We start from the raw sequence: 22,873 nt of genomic DNA, 5'->3' as shown, positions 1-22,873 counted from the left end.
AACGATCATAGCCCCCCTGTAGGAGCGAGCATGCTCGCGAAAAACCTGAGTGCGCCACGGGCTGTCTGGCTTTGCGCGTTATCGTTGACGACCATCGTCGGAACGCCGCCCGGAGCTTGCTCACTCCTACAGGGAATCGGCGCGTCGGGTGTAGATCGCGTCTGGACGCACTCCGATGAAGGGGCCCGCCCTTACACCACATAACAATCCATCCTCACCAAGACACCGAACACAAAAAAGCCCCTCTTCCGAGGGGCTCCTTGTGCAGCGCTACCCGTATCAGGTCATCTGAATGATGGTCTGCATGATGGTGCTCTGGGTCGAAATGGTCTTGGCGTTCGCCTGGTAGTTGCTCTGCGCCTTGATCAGGTCGACCAGCTCGTTGGTCAGGTTGACGTTGGACTCTTCCAGCGAGTTGGACTGGATCGAACCCAGGCTACCGGTTCCCGGAGCGTCGTAGCCCGGGATGCCCGAGGCGTAAGTCTCTTTCCAGCTCGTGCCGCCTACCGGCTGCAGACCTTGTTCGTTGGTGAAGCTGGCCAGGGAGATCTGGCCGATCGGCTTGGTCTGGTTGTTGCTGAAGTTGGCCAGCAGCACGCCGCTGCCGTCGATGGTCAGGTTAGTGATCTCGCCAGTGGCATAGCCGTTCTGCGTCGGAATCGAACGCGCGGTATCGGCGTTGAACTGGGTGGTGTTGGCCATGGAAGTGGTGATGCCATTCGGGTTGGCGGCGGCACCGTTAGCGGTCCAGACGCCATTGGTCACTGTGCCCGGCGTCCAGTCGGTGATCTTCAGATCGCTGCTGATGGTCGACGTTGGCGGCACGGTCGGCGGAACCACAGGCGTGCTGACCGACACCAGCTTGCCCGACGTGTCAAAGGTCATGGTCGAAGGCACCGGGTCAACGGCGCCAGTGCCGGTGACCGGCGAACCGTCAGGGTTGCGACCATCGATCAGGGTGTACGTATCCCACGTGTTCGGACCGGTCTTGACCATGAACTGATCCATGGTGTGCTGGTTACCCTGAGAGTCATACACCGGGGTACTGAACTGCTTGGTGAAGGTTTCCGACTTCGCCGGATCGAACTTGTTGGCGACTACCGCCTGGTCGATGACCAGTGCAGTCGAGTTCAGGTTGATCGTCGAAGAAACCAGGCTGGTGGATTTGGGTGCCAGGTTCGAGGTATCGATACGCAGGTCAGTCAATACACCGTTCTGGATCTTGCCATTGGCGTCCACGCCGTAACCTTGCAGACGCGCGGTGCCGTCGGTGTTGGTGACGTAGCCTTCCTTGTCGACCTTGAACGTGCCGGCACGGGTGTACGACAACGAGCCGCTGTTGTTCAGCACGAAGAAACCGGAACCGTTGATGCCCATGTCCAGCACGTTGCCGGTGTTGTTGATGTCGCCCTGGGTGAACTGCTGGGAAACGTTGGCCAGGCGCACGCCGTTACCGACGACCTTGCTACCGGTACCCAGCTTGGTGGCCGAGTAGACGTCTTCGAATTCCGCACGGGACGATTTGAAACCGGTGGTCGCGACGTTGGCGATGTTGTTGCCGGTCACGTCCAGTTGTTTGTTGGCTGCATAGAGACCGCTAAGGCCGATATTGAAAGACATATTCCACTCCTTTGTGCCGTGTTAGTCGGCTCTATATACCAATGGTTTGTACTTTGGACAGGGCGATGCTGCCGAGCCCGGCCAGGTTGAGCATCAACTCGCCGCCGGTCTGGCTGATGGTCACGCTGCTGACGGTGGCCGGCAGGTACGTCACCAGCGAAGTCGCCTTGCCGTCGTAGGTCGCGCTGGCGGTGAAGTTATACGTGCCGGGCGGGGCCACTTCGCCAGTGTCGTTCTTGCCGTCCCAGATGAAGCTGGTGCTGCCGGCTTTCTGGCTGCCCAGGTCGATGGTGCGGATGAGCTTGCCGTCGGCGTCGGTGATCTTGAGCGTCACCGGCGATGCCGACGCAGGTACTGCGATGCTGCCGTTGAAGCTCTTGGCGGTGTCGACCACGGCCTTGTCACCCGGCGCAATGACCGAGCGACCGACCAGTGACGATGCCTGCAACGCCTGGGACGAGTTGTAATTGCTGGCAATGCCGGCAACGGTGTCGTTCAGCGTGGTAATGCCTTCCAGGCTGCTGAACTGCGCCAACTGGGCAACGAACGCACCGTTGTCCTGGGGCTCCAGCGGGTTCTGGTTTTTCAGCTGGGTCACCAGCAGTTGCAGGAATGCATCCTTGCCCAGGGCTTTTTTACCGGTGGCGCTGTTCGTCGCGGCCGCCAGCCCATCGTTGCTGGTGTTGGTCTTGATCGAAGAGTTGGCCAGGATGTCGTTAAGGCTAAGGCTGCTGGTGGTATCGGTAACACTCATCTGAGTCGCCCCTTATCACTGACCGAGGGTCAGGACCTTCTGCATCATGGTTTTGGCGGTGTTCATCATTTCCGCGTTGGTCTGGAACGAACGGCTCGCGGAAATCATGTCGGCCATTTCTTCCACCACGTTGACGTTCGGGTAGTAGACGTAGCCCTTGGCGTCGGCCGCTGGATGGTTCGGCTCGTAGCGCGCCTCCAGGTTGCTCTGGTCCTCGACCACGCCTAGCACCTGCACGCCCTGGCCTGCAGCGTCCTGGTTCTGGAACAGCGAATCGCTGCCGCCGCTCTGGCCGCCCTGGAACATGGTGGCGAATACCGGGTGGCGGGCGCGGTAGGTCTTGTCGATGCTCGACGACACGGTTTCGGCGTTGGCGATGTTGGAAGCGACGGTGTTGAGGCGAGTGGTCTGGGCACTCATGCCGCTACCGGCAATGTTGAAAACGCTGGACAGCGACATGATTTACTCTCCACGCAGGGCCGAGATCAGCCCTTTGAATTTGCTGTTGAGCAGGGTGAAGCTGGCCTGGAAGTTGACCGCGTTTTCCGCGTAGTTCGACTGTTCCAATTGAGCGTCCACGGTGTTCTGGTCGATCGACGGTTGCATCGGCGTGCGGTAAAGCAGCGACTCGTCGCCATTGCCCAGGCCTTCGGCTTCGATATGACGGCTGTTGGTCATGTTCAAGGCGAATGTGCCGTTCTTGGTTTTCTCGCTTTGCTCGGCGAGCACTTTCGAGAAGTCCAGATCCCGAGCCTTGTAGTTCGGGGTGTCGGCGTTGGCGATGTTGTTGGCCAGGACTTCGGCACGCTGGGCGCGGAAGCCCAGGGCTTGTTCGTGGATACCGAGCGCTTTATCGAAGCTGATGCTCATGTCGGGAAACCTTCGGGTGACCTGATTTTTCGTACGATGGACATAGCAAGCGGCGTGCCAATTCAAACAAGCCCGTAAACCGGGGCTTTGCGGACAGGGGCAAGGCGGCAATGCCAGAAAAGCGGCAACGGGTTTCCGCCGTCTGCCGCTTTTCTGCCGCTTTACCACCTGCAAACATTCGCCCACAGGGACAGTGCCGGGCAGGAAAAAAACGAGGCATAAAAAAACGGGAGCCCCTGAGGGCTCCCGTTTTTCGATACCGCCAAACGGATCACTTCGCCTGGTAAATGATCCCCGGGCTGCATTGGACCATCTGATAATGATCCGGCAAACCGTTCAGCGCTTCGGACGCACCGAGGAACAGGTAACCGCCCGGCTTCAACGTGCTGTGGATGCGCAACAGAATGTCTTTCTTCACCTCGGCGGAGAAGTAGATCAGCACGTTGCGGCAGAACACGATGTCGAACTTGCCGAGGCTCGCGTAGCTGTCCAGCAGGTTGAACGAGCGAAACTCCACCCGGCTCTTGATCGGCGCCTTGATCGCCCAACGCCCCGGCCCCTTCGGGTCGAAATAGCGCTGCAGGCGCTCGGGCGACAGACCGCGGCCGATTGCCAGGCTGTCGTACTCGCCGGTCTTGCAGTTATTCAGCATGGAGCCCGACAGGTCAGTGGCAACGATCTGCACGCCCATCTTCAACTGGCCCAGGTTGACCCGCTCGAACTCATCGATGGACATCGACAGCGAATACGGTTCCTGCCCCGACGAGCAGGCCGCCGACCAGATCCGCAGCCGCTGGCCGGGCGCGGCCTTGATCGCTTCGGGCAGCACCTTGTTCTTCAACACTTCAAACGGATAGGTGTCCCGAAACCACAGGGTTTCGTTGGTCGTCATGGCATCGACCACCGATTCGCGCAAACCGCTGCGCGGTTGGGTCTGGATGCGCTGGACCAGCTCACCCAGGGACTTGATGCCTTGCTGCTCCATCAGTTTGTTGAGGCGGCTCGAGACGAGGTACTGCTTGTTTTCACCGAGCAAAATGCCACAGGCTTTTTCCAGGAAGACCCGGAACTGTTCGAAATCCAAATTACCCGTAGACAAAGATGCCGCCTCTTAAATCGTGTTAACCGCCAGGGGCAGAAGGCCCCTAGCTGATGTCTGCTGCTTTGATCCGGTCGACTACCCGGGATGCCAGGTCATCAGGTCGAAATTTGGCCAGGAAGTCATCCGCACCGACTTTCCTGACCATCGCCTGATTGAATACGCCCGACAACGAAGTATGCAGGATGATGTGAAGCTTTTGCATGCGCGGGTCGTTGCGGATCTCGGCCGTCAGGGTGTATCCGTCCATTTCCGGCATCTCGATGTCGGAAATCATCATCAGGAACTCTTCTTCCGGCTTCTTGCCTTCGTCGACCAGCTTGCGCAGGTAATCCAGCGCTTGCCGACCGTCGTTCAACGCCACCACTTCGACACCGACCGTCTGCAGGCAACGCGTCACCTGCTTGCGCGCCACCGACGAGTCATCGACCGTCAGCACCCGCAGCGACAAGGCCTTGTGCTGGGTCTCGACGTCGACCACACCGGCGGAAATCGCTTCCGGGGTCGGCGCCACTTCCGCCAGGACTTTCTCGACGTCGATGATTTCGACTAACTGACTGTCGACCCGAGTCACAGCCGTCAGGTAATGATCGCGTCCGGTGCCCTTGGGCGGCGGATGGATCTCTTCCCAGTTCATGTTGACGATGCGTTCCACCGAGCGCACCAGGAAACCCTGGGTCTTGGTGTTGTACTCCGTAATGATCACGAAGGGATTGCTTTGATCTTTGAGCGCTCCGGACCCGGTCGCCATCGCCAGATCGAGAATCGGGATGGTTGCCCCCCGGATATTTGCCACACCGCACACGACAGGACTGGACTTGGGCATCAGGGTCAGCTTGGGGCATTGCAGCACCTCACGAACCTTGAACACGTTGATCCCATACAGCTGCTGGCCGTCGAGACGGAACAACAACAGCTCAAGGCGATTCTGCCCCACCAGTTGCGTGCGCTGGTTTACCGAATCCATTACACCAGCCATGCCCAGACTCCTACACCAACGCTAAGTGTGTTGCGACGCACATTCATCACTAAACGGCACGGCGCTTGCTTTTTAACTCTTATGAACACAGAACCGACATTTTTCCGACGCCTGACATCAACCTTCAGCAAATTGCTCTGGGCGATGTCGGCCGTTTGCCTGTTCAACGCTGGCAGCCCTGCCCTTGCTGACGCGGTTACCTTGCCTGACATGCTTATCGGCGTCACCCAGGGCTTTCTTGAATTCACCGTAGAAGACTATCTGGCCACCCGTCAAACGGAAGGTCGCTATGAAATCCAGGTCAATCAGCTCGATCCGCGACTGCGCATGCCCATGTGCGACAAGGAATTGACAGCCAGCCTGGAGAGCCCGGCCAAGCCGCTGGGGCGGGTAACGGTCAAGGTTCGCTGCGAGGGCAGCTCGCCCTGGACGGTCTTCGTACCCGCTCAAGTCCGCCTGTTTCGCGAGGTTGTGACCAGCACCCGGCCCCTGCGCCGCGCCGACATTGTCGAGCCCGCCGACGTGCTCCTGCGCGAGCGGGATATCAGCCAGATCAGCCAGGGCTACCTGACGACCCTTGACCAGGCGATCGGTCAGCGACTTACCCGACCAATGGTCGCCGATCAGGTGATCACCCTCGTTCATCTCGAACAGACCGAGGTCATCCGCAAGGGCGATCAGGTGGTGATTACCGCCCGCAGTGGTACGCTCAGCGTGCGGATGCCTGGTGAGGCACTGTCCAACGGCGGAATGGCCGAGCAGATTCGCGTGAAAAATCTCAACTCCAATCGAGTCATCAAGGCGCAAGTCACCGCGCCTGGCCAAGTGGAAGTGGCCATGTAGGGACTCTGCTCTTGAAGATGTGGCGTTGCCCGAGGCTGTTCCCTAAACTGTGCCGCATGCAGGAGACGTGCTGGCGCATGCAGGCTCATTGATAAATGAGTCTAAAGTTTTCACAGGGATGGCCGAAAACATGGCAAGCGTCCAAATACTCAGAGGTTTTTAACCATGGTCATCGATTTCAGCCGTTTGAACAGCTCCTCGTCACTTACGGGCAGTACTCGTACCAGCGTTGCCAAGGAAACCGCCGAAGCCGGCAAATCCGCAACGCTGAATACCCCGGCCGAACAGGCCAGTACCGTCAAAAGCGGGGAATCGGTACACCTCAGCAATGAGGCTCAACAGTTGCAACAGGTCACTGACAAGCTGCGCGATCAGCCTGCCGTCGACAAAGCCCGCGTGGCCGAGTTGAAAGCAGCGATTGCCGATGGCAGCTACAAAGTCGACAGCAACCGTGTAGCCAGCAAACTGCTCAACTTCGAAGCCCAGCGCTAGGCCACGGCCCGCGCCAGGCTTTTGGACGCTTAAAACCCAAGGCCAGCCATGCACGACACTAATTTACTGCAACTGATCACCGACGACTTTGCTCCAGCTCAACACTTGCTGGAACTGCTGCAAACCGAATCTATCGCCCTGCACGGTCGTGACATGCCGCTGCTCGAAGAGATTCTGGCGCAGAAACAGGCCTTGATCATTCTGCTCGAACAGCATGGCCGCAAGCGCAGTGAAATCCTCGCCAGCCTCAACCTGCCGGTCAATCGCAACGGTCTGGAGCAACTGGCCAGTCAGTCGAGCATCGGCGACGAGCTACTGACGCAGAGCGACGTGCTCACCGATCTCCTGGCTCAATGCCAGGCCATGAACCTCAACAATGGCCAGTCGATCCTGGTCCAGCAGGCCGCCACGGCCAATCAGCTGAAAATCCTCACCGGCGGTGAACCACCAGCCCTCTATGATGCCCGCGGATCAACCGCCAAACTTGCGAAGCCGCGCCCGCTCAGTCAGGCGTGAGCAGGCAATTGACCACGCCCTATCAAGACGTGCAACATGCTGGCACCATAGTGGCCATCCGCGTCATATTTTGTCTGGAGATTGATGAACCGTGTCCAATGCCATAAACGCGGAAGATGCCCCGCAGCCGCCCAAGGTGCTCACCACACCGATGGAAATCTCCAGCACTCTGGGCCAGCTCCAGGACAGCCATGATCCGCTGATCATCACCTTCCACGAACGCACCCAGCGCTTTCAGAGCTATCTGGTGGACGTGAATCGCGAAGCCGGCACGATCGTATTTGACGAAATGATCCCCCGCGATGGCGAACGTTTCCTGCTGGCCGGCGAACCCTACAAGGTCGAAGGTTTTCACGATGGCGTGCGTATTGCCTGGGAAAGCAATGGTCCGCTGACCATTGACACCTCCGACGATAGTCGCTGCTACGTCGGCCCGCTGCCGGACGAAGTGGTTTATCACCAACGTCGCAACGCCTTTCGCGCGGCATTGAAGCTGGCCCAGTTGATCGATGTCGACCTGGATGGCGAGAAATTCAAGGCGCCGATTCGCGGCAAGTTACTGGATATCTCCGCCACCGGCTGCAAGTTGCGCTTTGACGGCGACATCACCGGCCGCCTGCAGCTGGGTCAGGTCTACGACCGATTCGTCGCCGCCCTGCCCTTCGGTTCAATGACCGCACCGGTCGAATTGCGTCACCTGCACTTCGAAGAAAAAATCTCCACCACCTTCGCCGGTGTCCGCTTCCACAACATGAGCGGGCTGGTGCAGCGTCAGGTCGAACGCTTCGTCTATCAGTTGCAACGTGAAGCGCGGCGCTTCGATAAAGACGACCTGTAACATCAGGCGTCAATAAAAACGGGCAGTCCCTTGCGGTGACTGCCCGTTTTTTTGCTGGGTGTACGCACGCTTCTGCCTGGGCTTTTCAGGGCCTGGCTTCGGTGAAGCTTTGCTCGCGCCCGGTGTCCGGATCTTCCGGCGGCGCAGCGGCTGGTGCCTCGGCCTCAGGCTCGGGACTCGGTTCGGGATTGGCCGGCGTTTGCATCTGGTCCTGCACCACTTGTTCATCGACCCGCGGATCAAGACACGCCACCAGTGGCGAACTCGACATGCTGTCCGGCATCGCCACGTGATGCAGCGGCGCGTCGTCGACCTGATGCAGGTTGGTGACCGCTTTCGGGCGAATCCGCCACACCAGCACCAACGCGAAGAAACTGAAGAAGGCATACAGCATCTGACTGCCGAACATCTTCATCAGTACACCGGCGACCAGCGGCCCGATGCTGGCGCCGATCCCGTAGGTCACCAGCAGCATCGCCGTCAGCGACACTCGTCGATCAGCCTCGACGTGGTCATTGGAGAACGCGACCGCGAGCGGGTACAGGCAGAACTTCACCAGCGAGCAGATGAAACCGGTGATGAACAACACCTCCAGCGGCACCTGTTGCATGATCGCCAGCGGTAACGCGGCAACGGCCAGCACCAGGGCAAAACAGCGGATCAACAGCGCCCGATCGTAGCGGTCGGACAACCAGCCCAGCGGCCACTGCACCAGCAGGCCGGCAAAAATGCAGCTACCCATGAACAGACCCACCTGCTCCGTGGACAAACCTTGCTGCGAGGCATACAGCGGCGCCAGACCGTAGAACGAACCAATGATCAACCCCGCCCCCAGCACCGTACTCAAGGATTGCGGCACGCGTTTGATGAAGAACCGCGGTTCCATCGGCGCCGGGTGCAGGGCGGCCGGGTGAATCCGCCGGGTCAGGGCCACCGGCACCAGGCACAAGGCGAAGCACAGCGCGACCAGCATCAGCAGCTCAAGACCGAGCGCCGGGTGCATGACCAGAATCAATTGCCCCAGCACCAGCCCCAGGTAGGACGCGATCATGTAGCCGCTGAACACCGTGCCCCGCTGCGACGCTTCGGCCTGCTCGTTGAGCCAGCTTTCAATGACCATGTACTGGCACATCATGCCCAGGCCGACGATTACCCGCAGGAAGATCCAGGCTGGCAGGAAGTCCACCAGGCCATGACCCAGCACCGCCGCGCCGACGATCCCGGCGCACGCGGAATAGGCGCGGATATGCCCGACCCGGGCGATCAACCGGTGACCGATCTTGCCCCCCAGCACCAGGCCGAAATAGTTGGCCGCCATCAGCGCACCGACCCACAGGCTGTCGACGTGATCAGCCGCCAGGCGCAGACCCAGGTACGTGCTCAACAGACCGGAGCCGATCAACATCATCAGCGAGGCAAAATACAGCGCTCGAAAGGGTTTCCAGATTTGGCGCATCGGCGTTCCGAGCGGCTCCTTGCGGTGAGAAACGGGCTACCCGAAAAGATAGCCCGAAGACGAAGGTTCGTCAGGCCTGGGCAGCCAGAACACGGCGTTCCCAGGGGGTAATTTCATCAAAGAAGCTGGTCAGCTCCATGGTCTTCGAAGCGACGTAGCCTTCGATGAACTCCTTGCCGAACAGTTCCTTCGCCAATGGACTACGTTTCAGACGCTCGAGAGCGGCATGCAAGGTACACGGCAACGAAAGATTATCCGGCACGTCGAACTCGCCCTGGATCGCTTCGCTTGGCTCCAGCTGGTTCTCGATGCCGTGCAAACCCGCGGCGAGGCTCGCGGCAATCGCCAGGTACGGATTCGCATCCGCGCCCGGCAAGCGGTTCTCGACCCGACGAGCGATCGGTGAACTGGCCGGAATGCGCAAACCCGCCGCCCGGTTGTCATGGGACCAGCAGGCATTGTTCGGTGACGCGAACGGATGACACAAGCGCTGATACGAATTCACGTTCGGCGCAAACAATGCGGTGAAGTCCGCCATCGCGGCCTGCTGACCGCCGATGAAGTGACGGAAGGTCGCAGTCGGCTGACCGGCCTCGTCGCTGAACACGTTACGCCCGCTGTCGATCTCGACGATGCTCTGGTGGATGTGCATCGAACTGCCCGGCGTGTGCGCCAGCGGCTTGGCCATGCAGACCACGGTCAGGCCGTGCTTGAGCGCGACTTCTTTGAGCAGGTGCTTGAAGAGGAAGGTCTGGTCGGCGAGCAACAGCGGATCGCCATGCAGCAGATTGATCTCGAACTGGCTGACGCCCATCTCGTGCATGAACGTATCGCGCGGCAGGCCCAGCGCCGCCATGCAGGCATAGACTTCACTGAAGAACGGGCGCAAGCCGTTATTGGAACTGACGCTGAACGCCGAATGCCCTTCCTCGCGGCGGCCGTCGAGGCCCAGCGGCGGCTGGAACGGTTGCGTCGGATCGGTGTTAGGTGCGAAGACGAAGAACTCCAGCTCGGTCGCCACCACCGGCACCAGGCCGAGGGCGGTGTAACGGGCAATCACCGACTTGAGCTGGCCGCGGGTCGACAGGCGCGAGCTTTCACCGCTTAGCTCGTCGGCATCGCAAATGGCGAAGGCGCGTGGCTGGGCGCTCCAGGGTAACCGGTGGATCTGCGTGGAATCGGCCACCAGGGCCAGATCGCCGTCGTCGCTGCCGTAAAAACGCGCTGGCGGATATCCGCCCATGATGCATTGCAGCAGCACACCCCGCGCCATCTGCAAACGCCGCCCTTCGAGAAACCCCTCGGCCGTCATGACCTTGCCACGAGGCACACCGTTCAAATCCGGCGTTACACATTCAATCTCATCAATGCCCGTCAATCGCTGTGCGAGTGAACCCTGGCCACCGGTTGTCATGACGCAATCCTTGTTGTTGTGCGGGCCGCGAACGGCGACCGTACAAAATAGGCTCCGCCTGTTCGGAATATCAAGCACCGGAAAACAAAAAGAACGTCACGGCAGATAAAGGCTGAACACGCCGCCGCCCAATGGGCCGCCATTGCTGATTTCGGTGCGCCCGCCGATGCCGTTGCGCTGATGCAACGCGGCAATGCGCCCGGCGAAGTACAGGCCCAGGCCAGTGCTGCCGCTGCTATGGTTGATGCCCTGCACGTAATCGGCCTGACGCTCGATCATCTCGGCAGGATAACCGTCGCCGTCGTCATTGATCGTCAGCACCAGTTGCCCGGCCTCATCGCTGACGCTGATCAACACCGCGTGGCGGGCGTAACGGATGGCGTTGTTGATGCAGTTGCCCAGCACCGACGCGACCAGCTCCCGATCGAAGAAACCCAGCGGGCTCAACGGATCCACTTCATACGTCGCCATGATGCCGCGGCTGGCGAACACGTCCTGATGGCAGGCCAGTTGCGCTTCGATGAAGTCGTCCAGTTCGTGGTAGGCCGGTTGCAACGGCATCTGGTTGACGCCGAGTTTGTACAGCCCCAGCAACTGCACGAGCATGCCGTTGAGGTGAGCGAATTCGAACTCGATCACGCCCTGTTCAGGCGTGTGCCGAGCCGGGTCGGGCAAGCGCGCCAGCCATTGGCTGTGGGCCTGCATCAGCATGGCCAGTGAGTTCTTCATGTCGTGCACGGTGGAAGCAATCACCGTGGAGAAATCCAGTGTCGGGTTGTCGTGACTCATGCGCCGAACGCCTTGATTTTCAGTTTCTGGTAACGCGCATACCGCGCATCGGTGACGGGCATCAGGCCGACCATTTTCAGGCAGGCTTGGCACTCTTCCAGTTCCGCCGACGCCACGCTGGTGTCGGTGCCATGCAGCAGCGACTGCGCCATGTTCAGCGCGATGCTGATGTTCTTCGATTGCAACGCCAGGGCTTTGCGGAACACCGCCCGGGCTTCCATCAGGTTACCGGCCTTGTACTCGCGCACGCCCTGACGATTGAGTTCCGCCGCATCGTTGCCGGCGCTGAGGATAGCCGGGTCATCCGTCAACTTGGCAATGCCTTGCATCACCACCGGATCGTCGCCGTAGATTTCCGCGCAGCTTTTCAGCATCGAATTCCCCGCGTCAGCCTGACCGAGCATTTGCAACTGCTTGGCCACCAACAGCGCCGCTTCGGCACTCATGAACTGCTCCATGCCATCCAGGCGCAGCATCGCCTGCTCGGTGAGCTTTTCCGCGGTTTCGGCATCGTTGAGTAACAGGCTGGTGGCCTTCATCAGCCGCGCGCGAATCTGCAGGCCCGGGTCGGACGGGTTTTCCTTCGCCACCGCGCTCAGCGTGGTGTTGATCTCCAGCCGCGTGCGGGTATCCAGCCCCTTTTCACTGCCTTTGCTGATCAAGGCATGGGCCAGGCCAAGATTGCTTTCGGCGTCCTTGAAACGCGATTGCGCGCCCTGGCTGACTGCTTGTCGATAGGCTCTCGACGCGGTTTCGAAATCTTCGTTGGTCATCGCCAGCTTGCCCAGCAGCGCCTGCCGACGCACGGCCAGCGGCGACAAGCGAATCGCTTCTTCCAGCACCTGCTGCGCCGCCCTGGTATCACCTTCGGCGATCAGCACATCGGCCATGCCATCGTAGAGCGCTGGCATCATTGGAAACACTTTCAGGGCTTTTTCGTAGACGCCTTTGGCCTGGCTCACCTGGCCGCGCTTGAACAGCAACTTGCCCAACCCGGCAAACGCCCAAGGCAAAGGCCGATCGGCAATGATGCTGTCGTAAAGACGTTCCAGCGCCTCATTCTGATTCAAGTCGCGCAGGGCGTCGGCGCGATAACGCAGGCACAGCGGCGAATAACGGATGTCCTGTTTGCACAGCGCGATGCAGGCATTGAGCACTTCGACCGGCTTGCCGCGATCGAGGGCCTGCAGGATCGGCTTGAGCAAGGTCTTGCGTTGCTCCAGACGCTCCAGTCGCTGGGCCAGGCCCGAGCGGTTGAACGGTTTGGTCAAGTACGCGTCGGGCTCGTGCTCCAGAGCGCTGAGCACCATGGCCTGGCTGGTCTCGGCGGTGACCATGACGAATACCGCCTCATGGCTGATCAGCTTCTCGACCATCAGGTCTTCGAGCACCTGCTGGCCGTTCTTCTTGCCATCGCCCAGGTGGAAATCCTGCAGGATGAAATCGTAGGACTTCTGCGAGCACATGCGCAGCGCCTGCTCGCCGGTGTCAGCGGTGTCGACGTCCTTGACGCCCAGTTCGCGCAGCATGGAACGGACCGAACTGCGAAAATCAGAGAAATCATCGACGATCAGAAAACTCTTTTGGTGATACGACAGCATCGAAGATTTCCAGGCAATTTTAAGAAGAAGACCATGACTGTTCGGGTTATCGGCCAGCAGGACGATTCACTTGAGTTTCGCGGATTGGCCTGATCGCGTGCAGCCAATAAAGACAAGCATGTTGCTAAGAAACGTAGGGCGAGCACGCATGAAAAAGCCCCGTCGGACGGGACGTCCTGGCGGAGCTTTTTGACAGCCACGGGGCTGGAATTTGATGGTGTCCCAGGGCAGGTTCGAACTGCCAACCTTCCCCTTAGGAGGGGGATGCTCTATCCAATTGAGCTACTGAGACACGAATCGCTCCGCGAGAAAAACGCGGTGCGAAGGACGGCGTGCATGTTAACGGGCAGGCCTGCGTTTGTCATGTCGTCCGTCCGGCTTTTTAAGTGTAGGCAGGCGCCCTGCAACGGCGCGGGATTTGTTAACCGTGCAAATTGCATCACTGCAAAAAGCCACCCATGCAAATTGCACTACAGACATTTCCCACTGGTAGCCTAACTTGTTGTTTTTATAGACTTTAACAAGCGTTAGACTCTTGGCACGTCGGGTGCTTCAACTGTTCTCACGAACAACGGAGGCCCGCCTCATGAACAGCGTCCTTTTACTCTCGAATGTAATCGCTCTGGCGATTCTGCTGGGTTTTCATTTTGCCCCTGAGAGCGGCGCCGAGGCGGTTGCTCAACGCATGCCGCACTACCTGCAATTGCAGAAGACGCCGCAACTGGCGGTGCTGAGTGATCAGCGCGGCTTCGTCGGTCAGGAAGTAAGCCAGGAGAATGTCCTGCTGCCAGCGCAGTCTCCGGAACGCCTGGTATTTTGATCAACCCCTTCAGGAGCACAGCATGTCCAAATCAGCCGCAGGATTTTTCGTCCTTGCCTTACTGAGCGGCATTCTTCATTTGTCACTGGTCCAGGAGTCGGCTGTCACCCTGCCACTGATTGCCTGCGGCGTCTTCACTGCGCTGTTTGTACTGGCGCTGATTGCGGGCCGCAAGTTCAAGTTCGATCCAGTCCTGCGCTGACGCGTAGCAGATTCAACAGGTCGGCCACCGTGGTGAGGAGGTCGGCCGAGTTGTCGAGTCGATGTATGTGCCTGTCATCGTCAGCCGTGAACAGTTCATTTCGCCGCAATCGCGCCTCTATTTCCGCTAGGCTTTCACGCCCCCGCCGCAGCAATCGCTCGCGCAAAACTTCTTCCTTGACCGTCAAAAGAATCGGCAGCAACGTCGGATAGCGCGCCATTGCTTGGTCCAGGTGCCCACGAGAGCCGTTGACCAGCACGTCGCGACCATTGCCGAGCGATTGATCGATCGAGATCGGAATTCCGTAATCCAGGCCGTTGGCATTCCAGTACAGCGCGAAGTCACCCTCGTCTCTGCGGCGCGCGAACTCTTCCCGGGAAACGCCGATGGCATCCTCTCCCACCGATTCCGCCGAGCGGGTGATGATCCGTCGCACCACTTCGCAGCCCTGAGCCCGCAAAGGCTCGCGAGCCGCCTCGATGAGGCTGTCCTTGCCGGACCCGGAAGGGCCCATCAAGTAAATCAGTCTGCCATCCATCCTGAAATAGCCTCCCATGATGGGGTTGCCACTAGTAAATCGGCCAATTGCCACTATCCTGTATAACTATGGAATCGTGATCGAATCCGCATAGCATGCACCTTACAGGCGTCCACGGGCATCACCCTGTCGGGCGACAGGATGCGGCCAGTGGTTCGGACTTGGGCAATCTTTTGAAAACCAGTCCGCATTTCTGACAATTGGTGCTGGCATAACGCCGGTATCCAGTTCAATATTTGTCACAGAATTGACGCCAATGAACTGGCTATGTTGAGGCATGATGCGAGCCTCTATCAATTCAGGTTGAACATTTGGCCGGAGTCCTTGTCCTATCAGACATCCTGCGGCCAATCCCGAGAACCGCTCCCCTGAACTAACCGGTTAAATATATGCGCCCATTGAAACAGGCAATTTATTCCAGCCGTACGGCTGACAAGTTCGTCGTACGTCTGCCAGACGGAATGCGTGAACGCATTGCCGAGGTGGCTCGCAATCATCATCGCAGCATGAACTCTGAAATCATTGCGCGCCTTGAGCAGAGTCTTATTCAGGAAGGCGCACTGGGCGAAGAGTTGAGCATGCGCCTGGACAGCCCGGAGCTGTCACTGCACGAACGTGAACTGCTGCAGCGCTTCCGCCAACTTTCCCATCGCCAGCAGAACGCACTCGTTTCGCTGATTGCCCATGACGCCGAATTGGCCGCAGACGCTTCCTGATTCATCCGAATGCCCAAGCCAGCTTAATCGCTGGCTTTTTTTTGCCTGGATGCGGGCACAAAAAACCCGCCAATGGCGGGTTTATTGTCTCTGTAGGAGGCTCAGAGCAGGAAGATCGTCGCCAGCCCGAGGAAGATGAAGAAGCCGCCACTGTCGGTCATGGCCGTGATCATCACGCTGGCGCCCATTGCCGGATCGCGTCCGAGGCGCGCCAGGGTCATAGGGATCAACACGCCCATCAGGGCCGCCAGCAGCAGGTTGAGCGTCATGGCGGCGGTCATCACCACGCCAAGCGACCAACTGCCGTAAAGCATATAAGCGACCACCCCAATCACGCCGCCCCACACCAGGCCATTGATCAAACCTACCGCCAGCTCCTTGCGCATCAGGCGCGAGGTATTACCGGTGCTCACCTGATCCAGTGCCATGGCGCGCACGATCATGGTGATGGTCTGGTTACCCGAGTTGCCGCCGATGCCCGCCACGATCGGCATCAGTGCCGCCAGCGCCACCAGTTTCTCGATCGAGCCTTCGAACAAACCGATCACGCGAGAGGCAATGAACGCGGTGATCAGGTTTATGGCCAGCCAGGCCCAACGGTTGCGCAGGGACTTCCAGACTGACGCGAAAATGTCTTCTTCTTCCCGCAGACCCGCCATGTTGAGAACTTCGTTTTCGCTCTCTTCACGAATCAGGTCGACCATTTCATCGATGGTCAGACGGCCGATCAGCTTACCGTTCTTGTCGACCACAGGCGCAGAGATCAAGTCGTAACGTTCGAACGCCTGGGCGGCATCGTAGGCGTCTTCATCCGGATGAAAGCTCACCGGGTCGCTGGCCATGACCTCCGCGACCTGCTTTTCCGGGTCATTGACCAGCAGACGCTTGATCGGCAACACACCCTTGAGCACGCCGTCGTAATCGACCACGAACAGTTTGTCGGTGTGACCAGGTAGCTCCTTGAGTCGGCGCAGATAGCGCAAGACCACTTCGAGACTGACATCCTCGCGGATCGTCACCATCTCGAAGTCCATCAACGCACCGACCTGCTCCTCGTCATAGGACAACGCGGAGCGAACGCGCTCACGCTGTTGACCGTCGAGGGTTTCCATCAGTTCGTGGACAACGTCCCGTGGCAACTCGGAGGCCAGGTCGGCCAGTTCGTCGGCGTCCATGTCCTTGGCGGCAGCCAGGAGCTCGTGATCATCCATGTCGGCGATCAGGGTTTCCCGCACCGAGTCGGACACTTCGAGCAGGATGTCGCCGTCACGATCGGCCTTGACCAATTGCCAGAGCGTCAGACGGTCGTCCAGCGGCAGGGCTTCAAGGATGTAGGCGACGTCGGCGGAGTGCAGATCGTCGAGCTTGCGTTGCAGCTCGACCAGATTTTGCCGGTGAACCAGGTTCTCGACCCGATCGTGATGCGGGCCTTCCTGACGATGAGTCAGGTCTTCGACCACCCGCTGACGCTGCAACAGCTCGACGACTTGAGCGAGGCGGTCCTGCAGGCTTTCTTGCGTTTTCTTTACTTCAACTTCAGACATAGGCGAACTCCACTCCCAGCAGCGGGGCACGCCGGAAGGATCAATCAGTCAATTCATGATTGGAAAAACGGTTTACTGAGTTTCTACTGGGTAAGTCCATGGAGGTATTCCACAAGCCCCGGCGGGGCTGACGGGCGCAATGATACACCGCCCGACGGTTTTAAACGTTAAAAAATCTCGGCTGAAACAAGCGCTTGCGGGACAAACTTGAGCGCCGTCCTGATCCATGAAAATGCGACGACTCATTCTGAAAAGAAAACACAAAGGCACTAAAAAATGTAACGACTACCCTTGAGTCAGACCGTCATGGAGGACGTTTGATGCTATTGAATGGACATTGTTTTTTGCTGATCGCCTTACTCTGTGTGTCGCTCGATACACGCGCAGCGACTGTTCACCGCTGTGAGGCAGCCAATGGGCGCATTACGTTCACCACATTGAGCTGTGCGGCCGGGGACAGCCTTTCACTGCAGGAAGTGCGCACGTTCACGCCCGGCAGCGCCGTCGCCCTGATGCCAGAGGCTGACAATCGCACAGCATCAGGTATGAACGTCCCGAGGAGAGAGCCGGGAATCGTCGGCCAGGCCGAGGACAAATGCGGAAACCTGATCAACGCTCGCGAGCGCCGCGAGGCGATCATCAACCAGCGGGTTGTCCCGGGCATGAGTCAGCAGGATGTTGAAAGTGCACTTGGCAAGCCGGACAAGATTACGGTGCGTAACTCGGCCACAAGTTACCGCTACGACACCAAGCGAGGTCACAGCGCTCACGTCGAGTTCGATGAGAAAGGATGCACGAAGGGAAAAGCCAAATCCCGGACGGCAAAAAGCCCGCGTTAAACGCGGGCTTTTTGGTGTTTGGTGCACTCGACAGGATTCGAACCTGTGACCGCTCGGTTCGTAGCCGAGTACTCTATCCAGCTGAGCTACGAGTGCATGTGTGGTTTTATACCAGATCACAACTGGTTGAAGCCAAGCCTTTCACATTGCTGCAAATGACTCTTAAATGGTGCACTCGACAGGATTCGAACCTGTGACCGCTCGGTTCGTAGCCGAGTACTCTATCCAGCTGAGCTACGAGTGCATTTGTTGCCGCGCATTATAGGCCGTCGAATCTTTTTGTAAAGCGCTTTTTTCTAGTAATTTCAACAACTTACCGAAGAAGCCAGATCAAAACGTACTACGCAAATAATGGCGGAGAACGGGGGATTCGAACCCCCGACACCCTTTTGAGGTGTACTCCCTTAGCAGGGGAGCGCCTTCGGCCACTCGGCCAGCTCTCCGCAACACGGGGCGTATATTAACCAGCTTCTTCCCCGTTTGCAAACATAAAAAACGATAAAAATTAATGGCTTGGTTCTTCGTCCTTCTCTTTCTTTATACGCAGGTAAATTTCCTCACGGTGGACCGCAACCTCTTTCGGGGCGTTGACACCGATACGCACTTGATTTCCTTTAACGCCGAGCACGGTCACGGTGATTTCGCCATCACCAATAATCAGGCTTTCTGCGCACCGACGAGTCAGAATCAGCATACCTTTCTCCTCACGCATTTCATTTCAGGGACAACAGTCTGCAAAAAAAAGGCATTCGACCTACAACCTGAAAGGTCGCAGCCCTACATGCCTGAGTATTGACCAGCGCGGGCAAAAAAACAGTTTCCAGCCGCACTGCTCAAAAAAACAAAAGGGCGCGGTCAGACCGCGCCCTTCGGCTAACGCATCACTCGCCCTGTCGGGCCGGCGCGTCCAGTTCGAAAGCCGTGTGCAGCGCGCGCACAGCCAGTTCCAGGTACTTCTCTTCGATCACCACGGAAACCTTGATTTCCGAGGTCGAGATCATCTGGATGTTGATGCTTTCTTTCGCCAGGGATTCGAACATGCGGCTGGCCACGCCAGCGTGGGAGCGCATGCCGACACCGACGATCGACACCTTGGCGATCTTGATGTCGCCCACCACTTCACGGGCACCGATCTCGCGAGCGGTGTTTTCCAGCACGGTTTGCGCGGCCTGGAAGTCGTTGCGGTGCACGGTGAAAGTGAAGTCGGTGGTGTTATCGTGCGCAACGTTCTGCACGATCATGTCGACTTCGATGTTCGCGGCACTGATCGGCCCGAGAATCTTGAATGCAACGCCCGGGGTGTCTGGCACGCCACGGATGGTCAGCTTGGCTTCATCGCGATTGAAAGCGATGCCGGAAATGATCGGCTGTTCCATGGTTTCCTCTTCATCAATAGTAATGAGGGTGCCCGGACCCTCCTTGAAGCTGTGCAGTACGCGCAGCGGAACGTTGTATTTGCCGGCGAACTCGACCGCACGGATCTGCAACACCTTGGAACCGAGGCTGGCCATTTCCAGCATCTCTTCGAAGGTAATCTTGTCCAGGCGCTGAGCCACGGACACCACGCGCGGGTCGGTGGTGTAGACACCGTCGACGTCGGTGTAGATCTGGCATTCGTCAGCCTTCAAGGCTGCCGCCAGCGCCACGCCGGTGGTGTCGGAACCGCCACGACCGAGGGTAGTGATGTTGCCGTGCTCGTCGACACCCTGGAAACCGGCGACAACCACCACGCGTCCCGCCTTCAGGTCACCGCGAATCTTCTGGTCATCAATCTGCAAGATCCGCGCTTTATTGTGCGCGCTATCGGTGAGAATCCGCACCTGGTTGCCGGTGTAAGACACCGCCGGCACGCCGCGCTTGATCAACGCCATGGCCAGCAGTGCAATCGTCACCTGCTCGCCGGTGGAAACAATCACATCCAGCTCACGGGGAACCGGTTGGTCGTCGCCACTGATTTGCTTGGCCAGATCGATCAGACGGTTGGTTTCGCCGCTCATTGCAGACAGCACAACCACCAGGTCATCGCCGGCATCGCGGAATTTCTTAACCTTGTCGGCGACCTGCTCGATTCTCTCGACAGTGCCGACCGAGGTGCCTCCAAATTTCTGTACGATCAAAGCCATTTCAAAGCCGCCTCTGCCCATGAAGGGCGCCCAAATAATCACTCAAACAGCGTTCCGGCCCGCCACTAGACTGCGGGCCGGAAACGCTGCCTTATAAACCCTGCTCTACGAATGGAACGGTCAGGGCCAATGCGGCATCCAGTGCGCCAGCGTCGGTACCACCGCCCTGCGCCATGTCCGGACGACCGCCGCCCTTCCCGCCCACTGCCGCAGCGGCTTGCTTCATCAAATCACCGGCTTTGAGTTGGCCAGTCAGGTCTTTGGTTACGCCTGCAACCAGAACGACCTTTTCCTCATGGACACTGCCGAGCAGGATCACTGCGCGGCCGAGTTTGTTTTTCAGTTGATCGACCAGCGCCAGCAGTGCCTTGCCGTCCTGACCGTCCAGACGCACGGCCAGCACTTTCACGCCCTTGACGTCCAGGGCAGCGGCCGACAGATCGTCGCCCGCCGCGCTGGCAGCCTTGGCCTGCAGCTGCTCGAGTTGTTTCTCCAGCAGACGATTGCGCTCCAGCACAGCCGACAGCTTGTCGATCAGGTTGTCGCGGCTGCCCTTGACCAGGTTGGCCGCTTCCTTGAGTTGTTCTTCGGCCGCGTTCAAGTAAGCCAGTGCCGCGGCGCCGGTGACGGCCTCGATACGACGCACACCTGACGCGACACCGCCTTCGCTGATGATTTTCAGCAGGCCGATGTCGCCGGTACGGTTGGCGTGGATACCGCCGCACAGCTCGACGGAAAAATCGCCCATGCTCAGCACGCGCACGTTGTCGCCGTATTTCTCGCCAAACAGCGCCATGGCGCCTTTTTTCTTGGCGGTTTCGATGTCGGTTTCTTCGGTTTCAACCGCGGAGTTCTTGCGGATCTCGGCGTTGACGATGTCTTCCAGTGCCTTAAGTTGCTCAGGCTTGATGGCTTCGAAGTGGCTGAAGTCGAAGCGCAGGCGCTGACTGTCGACCAGCGAGCCTTTCTGCTGAACGTGCTCACCCAGCACTTTGCGCAACGCAGCGTGCAGCAAGTGAGTGGCCGAGTGGTTCAAAGCGGTGGCGTGACGTACTTCAGCTTCAACGTGAGTGTCCACCGGGGCGCCAATGGTCAGGCTGCCGGACGCCAGCACGCCGTGGTGCAGGAACGCGCCGCCGGTCTTGGTGGTATCGCGCACATCGAACCGACCGCCGCTGGCTTGCAGGTAACCGCAATCGCCAATCTGGCCGCCGGACTCGGCGTAAAACGGAGTCTGATCGAGAACGACCACGCCCTCTTGGCCTTCGCTCAAAACGTCGACCGCCTGGCCGTCTTTATAGAGGCCAATGACTTTCGCCGAACCGCTGGTGGCTTTGTAACCGGTGAATTCGGTGGCCACGTCAACCTTGACCAGGCTGTTGTAGTCCATGCCGAAGGAACTGGCGGAACGGGCGCGGACGCGTTGGGCTTCCATTTCGCGCTCGAAACCGGCTTCGTCGAGAGTCAGGTTGCGTTCGCGAGCGATGTCGCCGGTCAGGTCCATCGGGAAACCGTAGGTGTCGTAGAGTTTGAACACCACGTCGCCCGGCACCACGTCGCCTTTGAGTTCGGCCAGGTCCTGCTCGAGGATTTTCAGGCCCTGCTCCAGGGTCTTGGCGAACTGCTCTTCTTCGGCTTTCAGGACGCGCTCGATGTGCGCCTGCTGGGATTTCAACTCAGGGAACGCTTCGCCCATCTCGGCGACCAGGGCCGCGACGATCTGGTAGAAGAAGCTGCCCTTGGCGCCGAGCTTGTTGCCGTGACGGCAGGCGCGGCGGATGATCCGGCGCAGTACGTAACCGCGGCCTTCGTTGGACGGCAGCACGCCGTCGGCAATCAGGAAACCGCAGGAACGGATGTGGTCAGCCACGACTTTCAGGGAGGCCTGGTTGTCGTTGCTGCAACCGATGGCCTTGGCCGATGCGCTCAACAGGCTCTGGAACAGGTCGATTTCATAGTTCGAGTGCACGTGCTGCAGTACGGCGCTGATCCGCTCCAGGCCCATGCCGGTGTCGACCGACGGCGCTGGCAGCGGGTGCAACACGCCATCGGCGGTGCGGTTGAACTGCATGAACACGTTGTTCCAGATTTCGATGTAACGGTCGCCGTCTTCTTCCGGCGAGCCCGGCGGGCCGCCCCAGATGTCGGCGCCGTGATCGTAGAAAATCTCGGTGCAAGGACCGCACGGGCCGGTATCACCCATGGTCCAGAAATTGTCGGACGCGTACGGCGCGCCTTTGTTGTCGCCAATGCGCACCATGCGCTCGGCCGGAACTCCGATTTCCTTGGTCCAGATGTCGTACGCCTCGTCATCGCTGGCGTAGACGGTGACCCAGAGCTTTTCTTTTGGCAGGTTCAGCCATTTGTCGGAGGTCAGGAAGGTCCAGGCATAGGTGATCGCGTCGCGCTTGAAATAATCACCAAAGCTGAAGTTACCCAGCATTTCGAAGAACGTGTGGTGACGGGCGGTATAGCCGACGTTTTCCAGGTCGTTGTGCTTGCCGCCGGCGCGCACGCATTTCTGGCTGCTGACGGCGCGGGTGTACGCGCGCTTTTCCTGGCCCAGGAAGCAGTCCTTGAACTGGTTCATCCCCGCGTTAGTGAACAGCAGGGTTGGGTCGTTGCCCGGAATCAAAGAGCTGGAGGCTACACGGGTGTGGCCTTGCTCTTCGAAGAAGCGAAGGAAGGCTTCACGGATTTCTGCGCTTTTCATTAGGTTCTTCCACGGAGGCTGCGGCCAAAGGCCTGTGCGAAACGTCAACAGACGAAGCAACGGCAAAGGGCCGCATTATATCGGCCCTGCGCGCGGGGTACAGCGTG

23 protein-coding genes and 4 tRNA genes are annotated in these 22,873 nt (G+C 59.0%); 8 read left to right on the top strand and 19 right to left on the bottom strand.

Annotated features, from left to right (window positions below):
* Positions 1 to 279: 279 nt before the first annotated feature.
* The 6 genes from flgE to NTD84_RS03900 form a co-directional block, all read right to left on the bottom strand.
* On the bottom strand, positions 280 to 1,620 hold the full coding sequence (flgE, locus tag NTD84_RS03925; protein ID WP_262163702.1) for a flagellar hook protein FlgE: 1,341 nt from the start codon (positions 1,618 to 1,620) through the stop codon (positions 280 to 282).
* A gap of 31 nt (positions 1,621 to 1,651) precedes the next feature.
* Positions 1,652 to 2,374 carry a flagellar hook assembly protein FlgD gene (gene flgD, locus NTD84_RS03920; RefSeq protein WP_262163701.1) on the bottom strand — a complete coding sequence of 241 codons (723 nt, stop codon included), beginning with the start codon at positions 2,372 to 2,374 and terminating at the stop codon, positions 1,652 to 1,654.
* 15 nt (positions 2,375 to 2,389) lie between these two features.
* Positions 2,390 to 2,833 carry a flagellar basal body rod protein FlgC gene (gene flgC, locus NTD84_RS03915; RefSeq protein ID WP_262163700.1) on the bottom strand — a complete coding sequence of 148 codons (444 nt, stop codon included), beginning with the start codon at positions 2,831 to 2,833 and terminating at the stop codon, positions 2,390 to 2,392.
* A gap of 3 nt (positions 2,834 to 2,836) precedes the next feature.
* Positions 2,837 to 3,244 carry a flagellar basal body rod protein FlgB gene (gene flgB / locus NTD84_RS03910; protein ID WP_262163699.1) on the bottom strand — a complete coding sequence of 136 codons (408 nt, stop codon included), beginning with the start codon at positions 3,242 to 3,244 and terminating at the stop codon, positions 2,837 to 2,839.
* 271 nt (positions 3,245 to 3,515) lie between these two features.
* A complete protein-coding gene (gene cheR, locus NTD84_RS03905) occupies positions 3,516 to 4,343 on the bottom strand; it encodes a protein-glutamate O-methyltransferase CheR (protein WP_262163698.1) in 828 nt (275 codons plus the stop codon).
* 46 nt (positions 4,344 to 4,389) lie between these two features.
* Entirely contained in the window at positions 4,390 to 5,322 is a 933-nt protein-coding gene (locus NTD84_RS03900; protein ID WP_262163697.1) for a chemotaxis protein CheV, read from the bottom strand.
* Positions 5,323 to 5,403: 81 nt separating this feature from the next.
* Here NTD84_RS03900 and flgA point away from each other — a divergent pair, with 81 nt between their 5' ends.
* The 4 genes from flgA (at position 5,404) to NTD84_RS03880 (ending at position 8,011) form a co-directional block, all read left to right on the top strand.
* Entirely contained in the window at positions 5,404 to 6,165 is a 762-nt protein-coding gene (gene flgA, locus NTD84_RS03895; protein WP_262163696.1) for a flagellar basal body P-ring formation chaperone FlgA, read from the top strand.
* A 165-nt stretch (positions 6,166 to 6,330) separates the two neighbouring features.
* Entirely contained in the window at positions 6,331 to 6,657 is a 327-nt protein-coding gene (flgM, locus tag NTD84_RS03890) for a flagellar biosynthesis anti-sigma factor FlgM (RefSeq protein WP_262163695.1), read from the top strand.
* 48 nt (positions 6,658 to 6,705) lie between these two features.
* Positions 6,706 to 7,173: a flagella synthesis protein FlgN gene (locus NTD84_RS03885; RefSeq protein WP_262163694.1), complete on the top strand. Its 468-nt coding sequence runs from the start codon at positions 6,706 to 6,708 to the stop codon at positions 7,171 to 7,173.
* Positions 7,174 to 7,264: 91 nt separating this feature from the next.
* Positions 7,265 to 8,011, top strand: a complete 747-nt coding sequence (locus NTD84_RS03880; RefSeq protein WP_262163693.1) for a flagellar brake protein — start codon at positions 7,265 to 7,267, stop codon at positions 8,009 to 8,011.
* Between the two features lie 85 nt (positions 8,012 to 8,096).
* Here NTD84_RS03880 and NTD84_RS03875 read toward each other — a convergent pair whose 3' ends face one another.
* The 5 genes from NTD84_RS03875 to NTD84_RS03855 all read right to left on the bottom strand — a co-directional run bounded on the left by NTD84_RS03875 (position 8,097) and on the right by NTD84_RS03855 (position 13,563).
* Complete coding sequence (locus tag NTD84_RS03875; protein WP_262163692.1) at positions 8,097 to 9,467, bottom strand: MFS transporter; 1,371 nt, start codon at positions 9,465 to 9,467, stop codon at positions 8,097 to 8,099.
* 70 nt (positions 9,468 to 9,537) lie between these two features.
* The gene (locus NTD84_RS03870) at positions 9,538 to 10,779 is read right to left on the bottom strand and encodes a glutamine synthetase family protein (protein ID WP_262163811.1); all 1,242 of its coding nucleotides are present in this window, start codon (positions 10,777 to 10,779) and stop codon (positions 9,538 to 9,540) included.
* Between the two features lie 198 nt (positions 10,780 to 10,977).
* A complete protein-coding gene (locus tag NTD84_RS03865) occupies positions 10,978 to 11,670 on the bottom strand; it encodes a sensor histidine kinase (protein ID WP_262163691.1) in 693 nt (230 codons plus the stop codon).
* The gene (locus tag NTD84_RS03860) at positions 11,667 to 13,271 is read right to left on the bottom strand and encodes a tetratricopeptide repeat-containing response regulator (protein ID WP_262163690.1); all 1,605 of its coding nucleotides are present in this window, start codon (positions 13,269 to 13,271) and stop codon (positions 11,667 to 11,669) included. The genes NTD84_RS03865 and NTD84_RS03860 overlap by 4 nt, the downstream gene beginning before the upstream one ends.
* Positions 13,272 to 13,486: 215 nt before the next feature.
* A tRNA-Arg gene (locus NTD84_RS03855) sits at positions 13,487 to 13,563 on the bottom strand.
* Positions 13,564 to 13,857: 294 nt separating this feature from the next.
* On the opposite strand from NTD84_RS03855, the gene NTD84_RS03850 reads away from it, so the two are divergent.
* Positions 13,858 to 14,091 carry a hypothetical protein gene (locus NTD84_RS03850; protein WP_262163689.1) on the top strand — a complete coding sequence of 78 codons (234 nt, stop codon included), beginning with the start codon at positions 13,858 to 13,860 and terminating at the stop codon, positions 14,089 to 14,091.
* Between the two features lie 22 nt (positions 14,092 to 14,113).
* On the top strand, positions 14,114 to 14,293 hold the full coding sequence (locus NTD84_RS03845; protein ID WP_262163688.1) for a PA3371 family protein: 180 nt from the start codon (positions 14,114 to 14,116) through the stop codon (positions 14,291 to 14,293).
* Here the strand turns inward: NTD84_RS03845 and phnN are convergent.
* The gene (gene phnN, locus NTD84_RS03840) at positions 14,268 to 14,831 is read right to left on the bottom strand and encodes a phosphonate metabolism protein/1,5-bisphosphokinase (PRPP-forming) PhnN (protein WP_262163687.1); all 564 of its coding nucleotides are present in this window, start codon (positions 14,829 to 14,831) and stop codon (positions 14,268 to 14,270) included. The genes NTD84_RS03845 and phnN overlap by 26 nt on opposite strands.
* 389 nt (positions 14,832 to 15,220) lie before the next feature.
* Between phnN and NTD84_RS03835 the strand changes: the two genes are divergently transcribed.
* Positions 15,221 to 15,547, top strand: coding sequence for an Arc family DNA-binding protein (locus NTD84_RS03835; protein WP_028620557.1), 327 nt, complete (start codon positions 15,221 to 15,223; stop codon positions 15,545 to 15,547).
* A gap of 101 nt (positions 15,548 to 15,648) precedes the next feature.
* Here NTD84_RS03835 and mgtE read toward each other — a convergent pair whose 3' ends face one another.
* Positions 15,649 to 17,091, bottom strand: coding sequence for a magnesium transporter (gene mgtE, locus NTD84_RS03830; RefSeq protein WP_262163686.1), 1,443 nt, complete (start codon positions 17,089 to 17,091; stop codon positions 15,649 to 15,651).
* 320 nt (positions 17,092 to 17,411) lie between these two features.
* Between mgtE and NTD84_RS03825 the strand changes: the two genes are divergently transcribed.
* A complete protein-coding gene (locus tag NTD84_RS03825; protein ID WP_262163685.1) occupies positions 17,412 to 17,930 on the top strand; it encodes a cell envelope protein SmpA in 519 nt (172 codons plus the stop codon).
* Between the two features lie 19 nt (positions 17,931 to 17,949).
* On the opposite strand, the gene NTD84_RS03820 is transcribed toward NTD84_RS03825, so the two are convergent.
* The 6 genes from NTD84_RS03820 to alaS all read right to left on the bottom strand — a co-directional run bounded on the left by NTD84_RS03820 (position 17,950) and on the right by alaS (position 22,766).
* Positions 17,950 to 18,026 (bottom strand) — tRNA-Arg (locus tag NTD84_RS03820).
* 71 nt (positions 18,027 to 18,097) lie between these two features.
* A tRNA-Arg gene (locus tag NTD84_RS03815) sits at positions 18,098 to 18,174 on the bottom strand.
* 108 nt (positions 18,175 to 18,282) lie between these two features.
* Positions 18,283 to 18,373, bottom strand: a tRNA-Ser gene (locus tag NTD84_RS03810).
* 62 nt (positions 18,374 to 18,435) lie between these two features.
* Positions 18,436 to 18,624, bottom strand: coding sequence for a carbon storage regulator CsrA (csrA, locus tag NTD84_RS03805; protein WP_002554426.1), 189 nt, complete (start codon positions 18,622 to 18,624; stop codon positions 18,436 to 18,438).
* 187 nt (positions 18,625 to 18,811) lie between these two features.
* The gene (locus NTD84_RS03800) at positions 18,812 to 20,053 is read right to left on the bottom strand and encodes an aspartate kinase (protein WP_262163684.1); all 1,242 of its coding nucleotides are present in this window, start codon (positions 20,051 to 20,053) and stop codon (positions 18,812 to 18,814) included.
* Between the two features lie 91 nt (positions 20,054 to 20,144).
* A complete protein-coding gene (gene alaS, locus NTD84_RS03795) occupies positions 20,145 to 22,766 on the bottom strand; it encodes an alanine--tRNA ligase (protein ID WP_262163683.1) in 2,622 nt (873 codons plus the stop codon).
* Positions 22,767 to 22,873 lie beyond the last annotated feature (107 nt).

Source organism: Pseudomonas sp. 14P_8.1_Bac3 (assembly GCF_025466085.1).
Taxonomy (GTDB): Bacteria; Pseudomonadota; Gammaproteobacteria; order Pseudomonadales; family Pseudomonadaceae; genus Aquipseudomonas.
This window is presented reverse-complemented; position numbering and strand designations above follow the sequence as displayed.

Bases quoted from the DNA above. Each gene is read 5' to 3' on its own strand.
- flgE (WP_262163702.1), bottom strand. From the start codon at position 1,620: ATGTCTTTCAATATCGGCCTTAGCGGTCTCTATGCAGCCAACAAACAA.
- flgD (WP_262163701.1), bottom strand. From the start codon at position 2,374: ATGAGTGTTACCGATACCACCAGCAGCCTTAGCCTTAACGACATCCTG.
- flgC (WP_262163700.1), bottom strand. From the start codon at position 2,833: ATGTCGCTGTCCAGCGTTTTCAACATTGCCGGTAGCGGCATGAGTGCC.
- flgB (WP_262163699.1), bottom strand. From the start codon at position 3,244: ATGAGCATCAGCTTCGATAAAGCGCTCGGTATCCACGAACAAGCCCTG.
- NTD84_RS03900 (WP_262163697.1), bottom strand. From the start codon at position 5,322: ATGGCTGGTGTAATGGATTCGGTAAACCAGCGCACGCAACTGGTGGGG.
- flgA (WP_262163696.1), top strand. From the start codon at position 5,404: ATGAACACAGAACCGACATTTTTCCGACGCCTGACATCAACCTTCAGC.
- flgM (WP_262163695.1), top strand. From the start codon at position 6,331: ATGGTCATCGATTTCAGCCGTTTGAACAGCTCCTCGTCACTTACGGGC.
- NTD84_RS03885 (WP_262163694.1), top strand. From the start codon at position 6,706: ATGCACGACACTAATTTACTGCAACTGATCACCGACGACTTTGCTCCA.
- NTD84_RS03875 (WP_262163692.1), bottom strand. From the start codon at position 9,467: ATGCGCCAAATCTGGAAACCCTTTCGAGCGCTGTATTTTGCCTCGCTG.
- NTD84_RS03870 (WP_262163811.1), bottom strand. From the start codon at position 10,779: ATGACGGCCGAGGGGTTTCTCGAAGGGCGGCGTTTGCAGATGGCGCGG.
- NTD84_RS03865 (WP_262163691.1), bottom strand. From the start codon at position 11,670: ATGAGTCACGACAACCCGACACTGGATTTCTCCACGGTGATTGCTTCC.
- NTD84_RS03860 (WP_262163690.1), bottom strand. From the start codon at position 13,271: ATGCTGTCGTATCACCAAAAGAGTTTTCTGATCGTCGATGATTTCTCT.
- NTD84_RS03850 (WP_262163689.1), top strand. From the start codon at position 13,858: ATGAACAGCGTCCTTTTACTCTCGAATGTAATCGCTCTGGCGATTCTG.
- NTD84_RS03845 (WP_262163688.1), top strand. From the start codon at position 14,114: ATGTCCAAATCAGCCGCAGGATTTTTCGTCCTTGCCTTACTGAGCGGC.
- phnN (WP_262163687.1), bottom strand. From the start codon at position 14,831: ATGGATGGCAGACTGATTTACTTGATGGGCCCTTCCGGGTCCGGCAAG.
- NTD84_RS03835 (WP_028620557.1), top strand. From the start codon at position 15,221: ATGCGCCCATTGAAACAGGCAATTTATTCCAGCCGTACGGCTGACAAG.
- mgtE (WP_262163686.1), bottom strand. From the start codon at position 17,091: ATGTCTGAAGTTGAAGTAAAGAAAACGCAAGAAAGCCTGCAGGACCGC.
- NTD84_RS03825 (WP_262163685.1), top strand. From the start codon at position 17,412: ATGCTATTGAATGGACATTGTTTTTTGCTGATCGCCTTACTCTGTGTG.
- csrA (WP_002554426.1), bottom strand. From the start codon at position 18,624: ATGCTGATTCTGACTCGTCGGTGCGCAGAAAGCCTGATTATTGGTGAT.
- NTD84_RS03800 (WP_262163684.1), bottom strand. From the start codon at position 20,053: ATGGCTTTGATCGTACAGAAATTTGGAGGCACCTCGGTCGGCACTGTC.
- alaS (WP_262163683.1), bottom strand. From the start codon at position 22,766: ATGAAAAGCGCAGAAATCCGTGAAGCCTTCCTTCGCTTCTTCGAAGAG.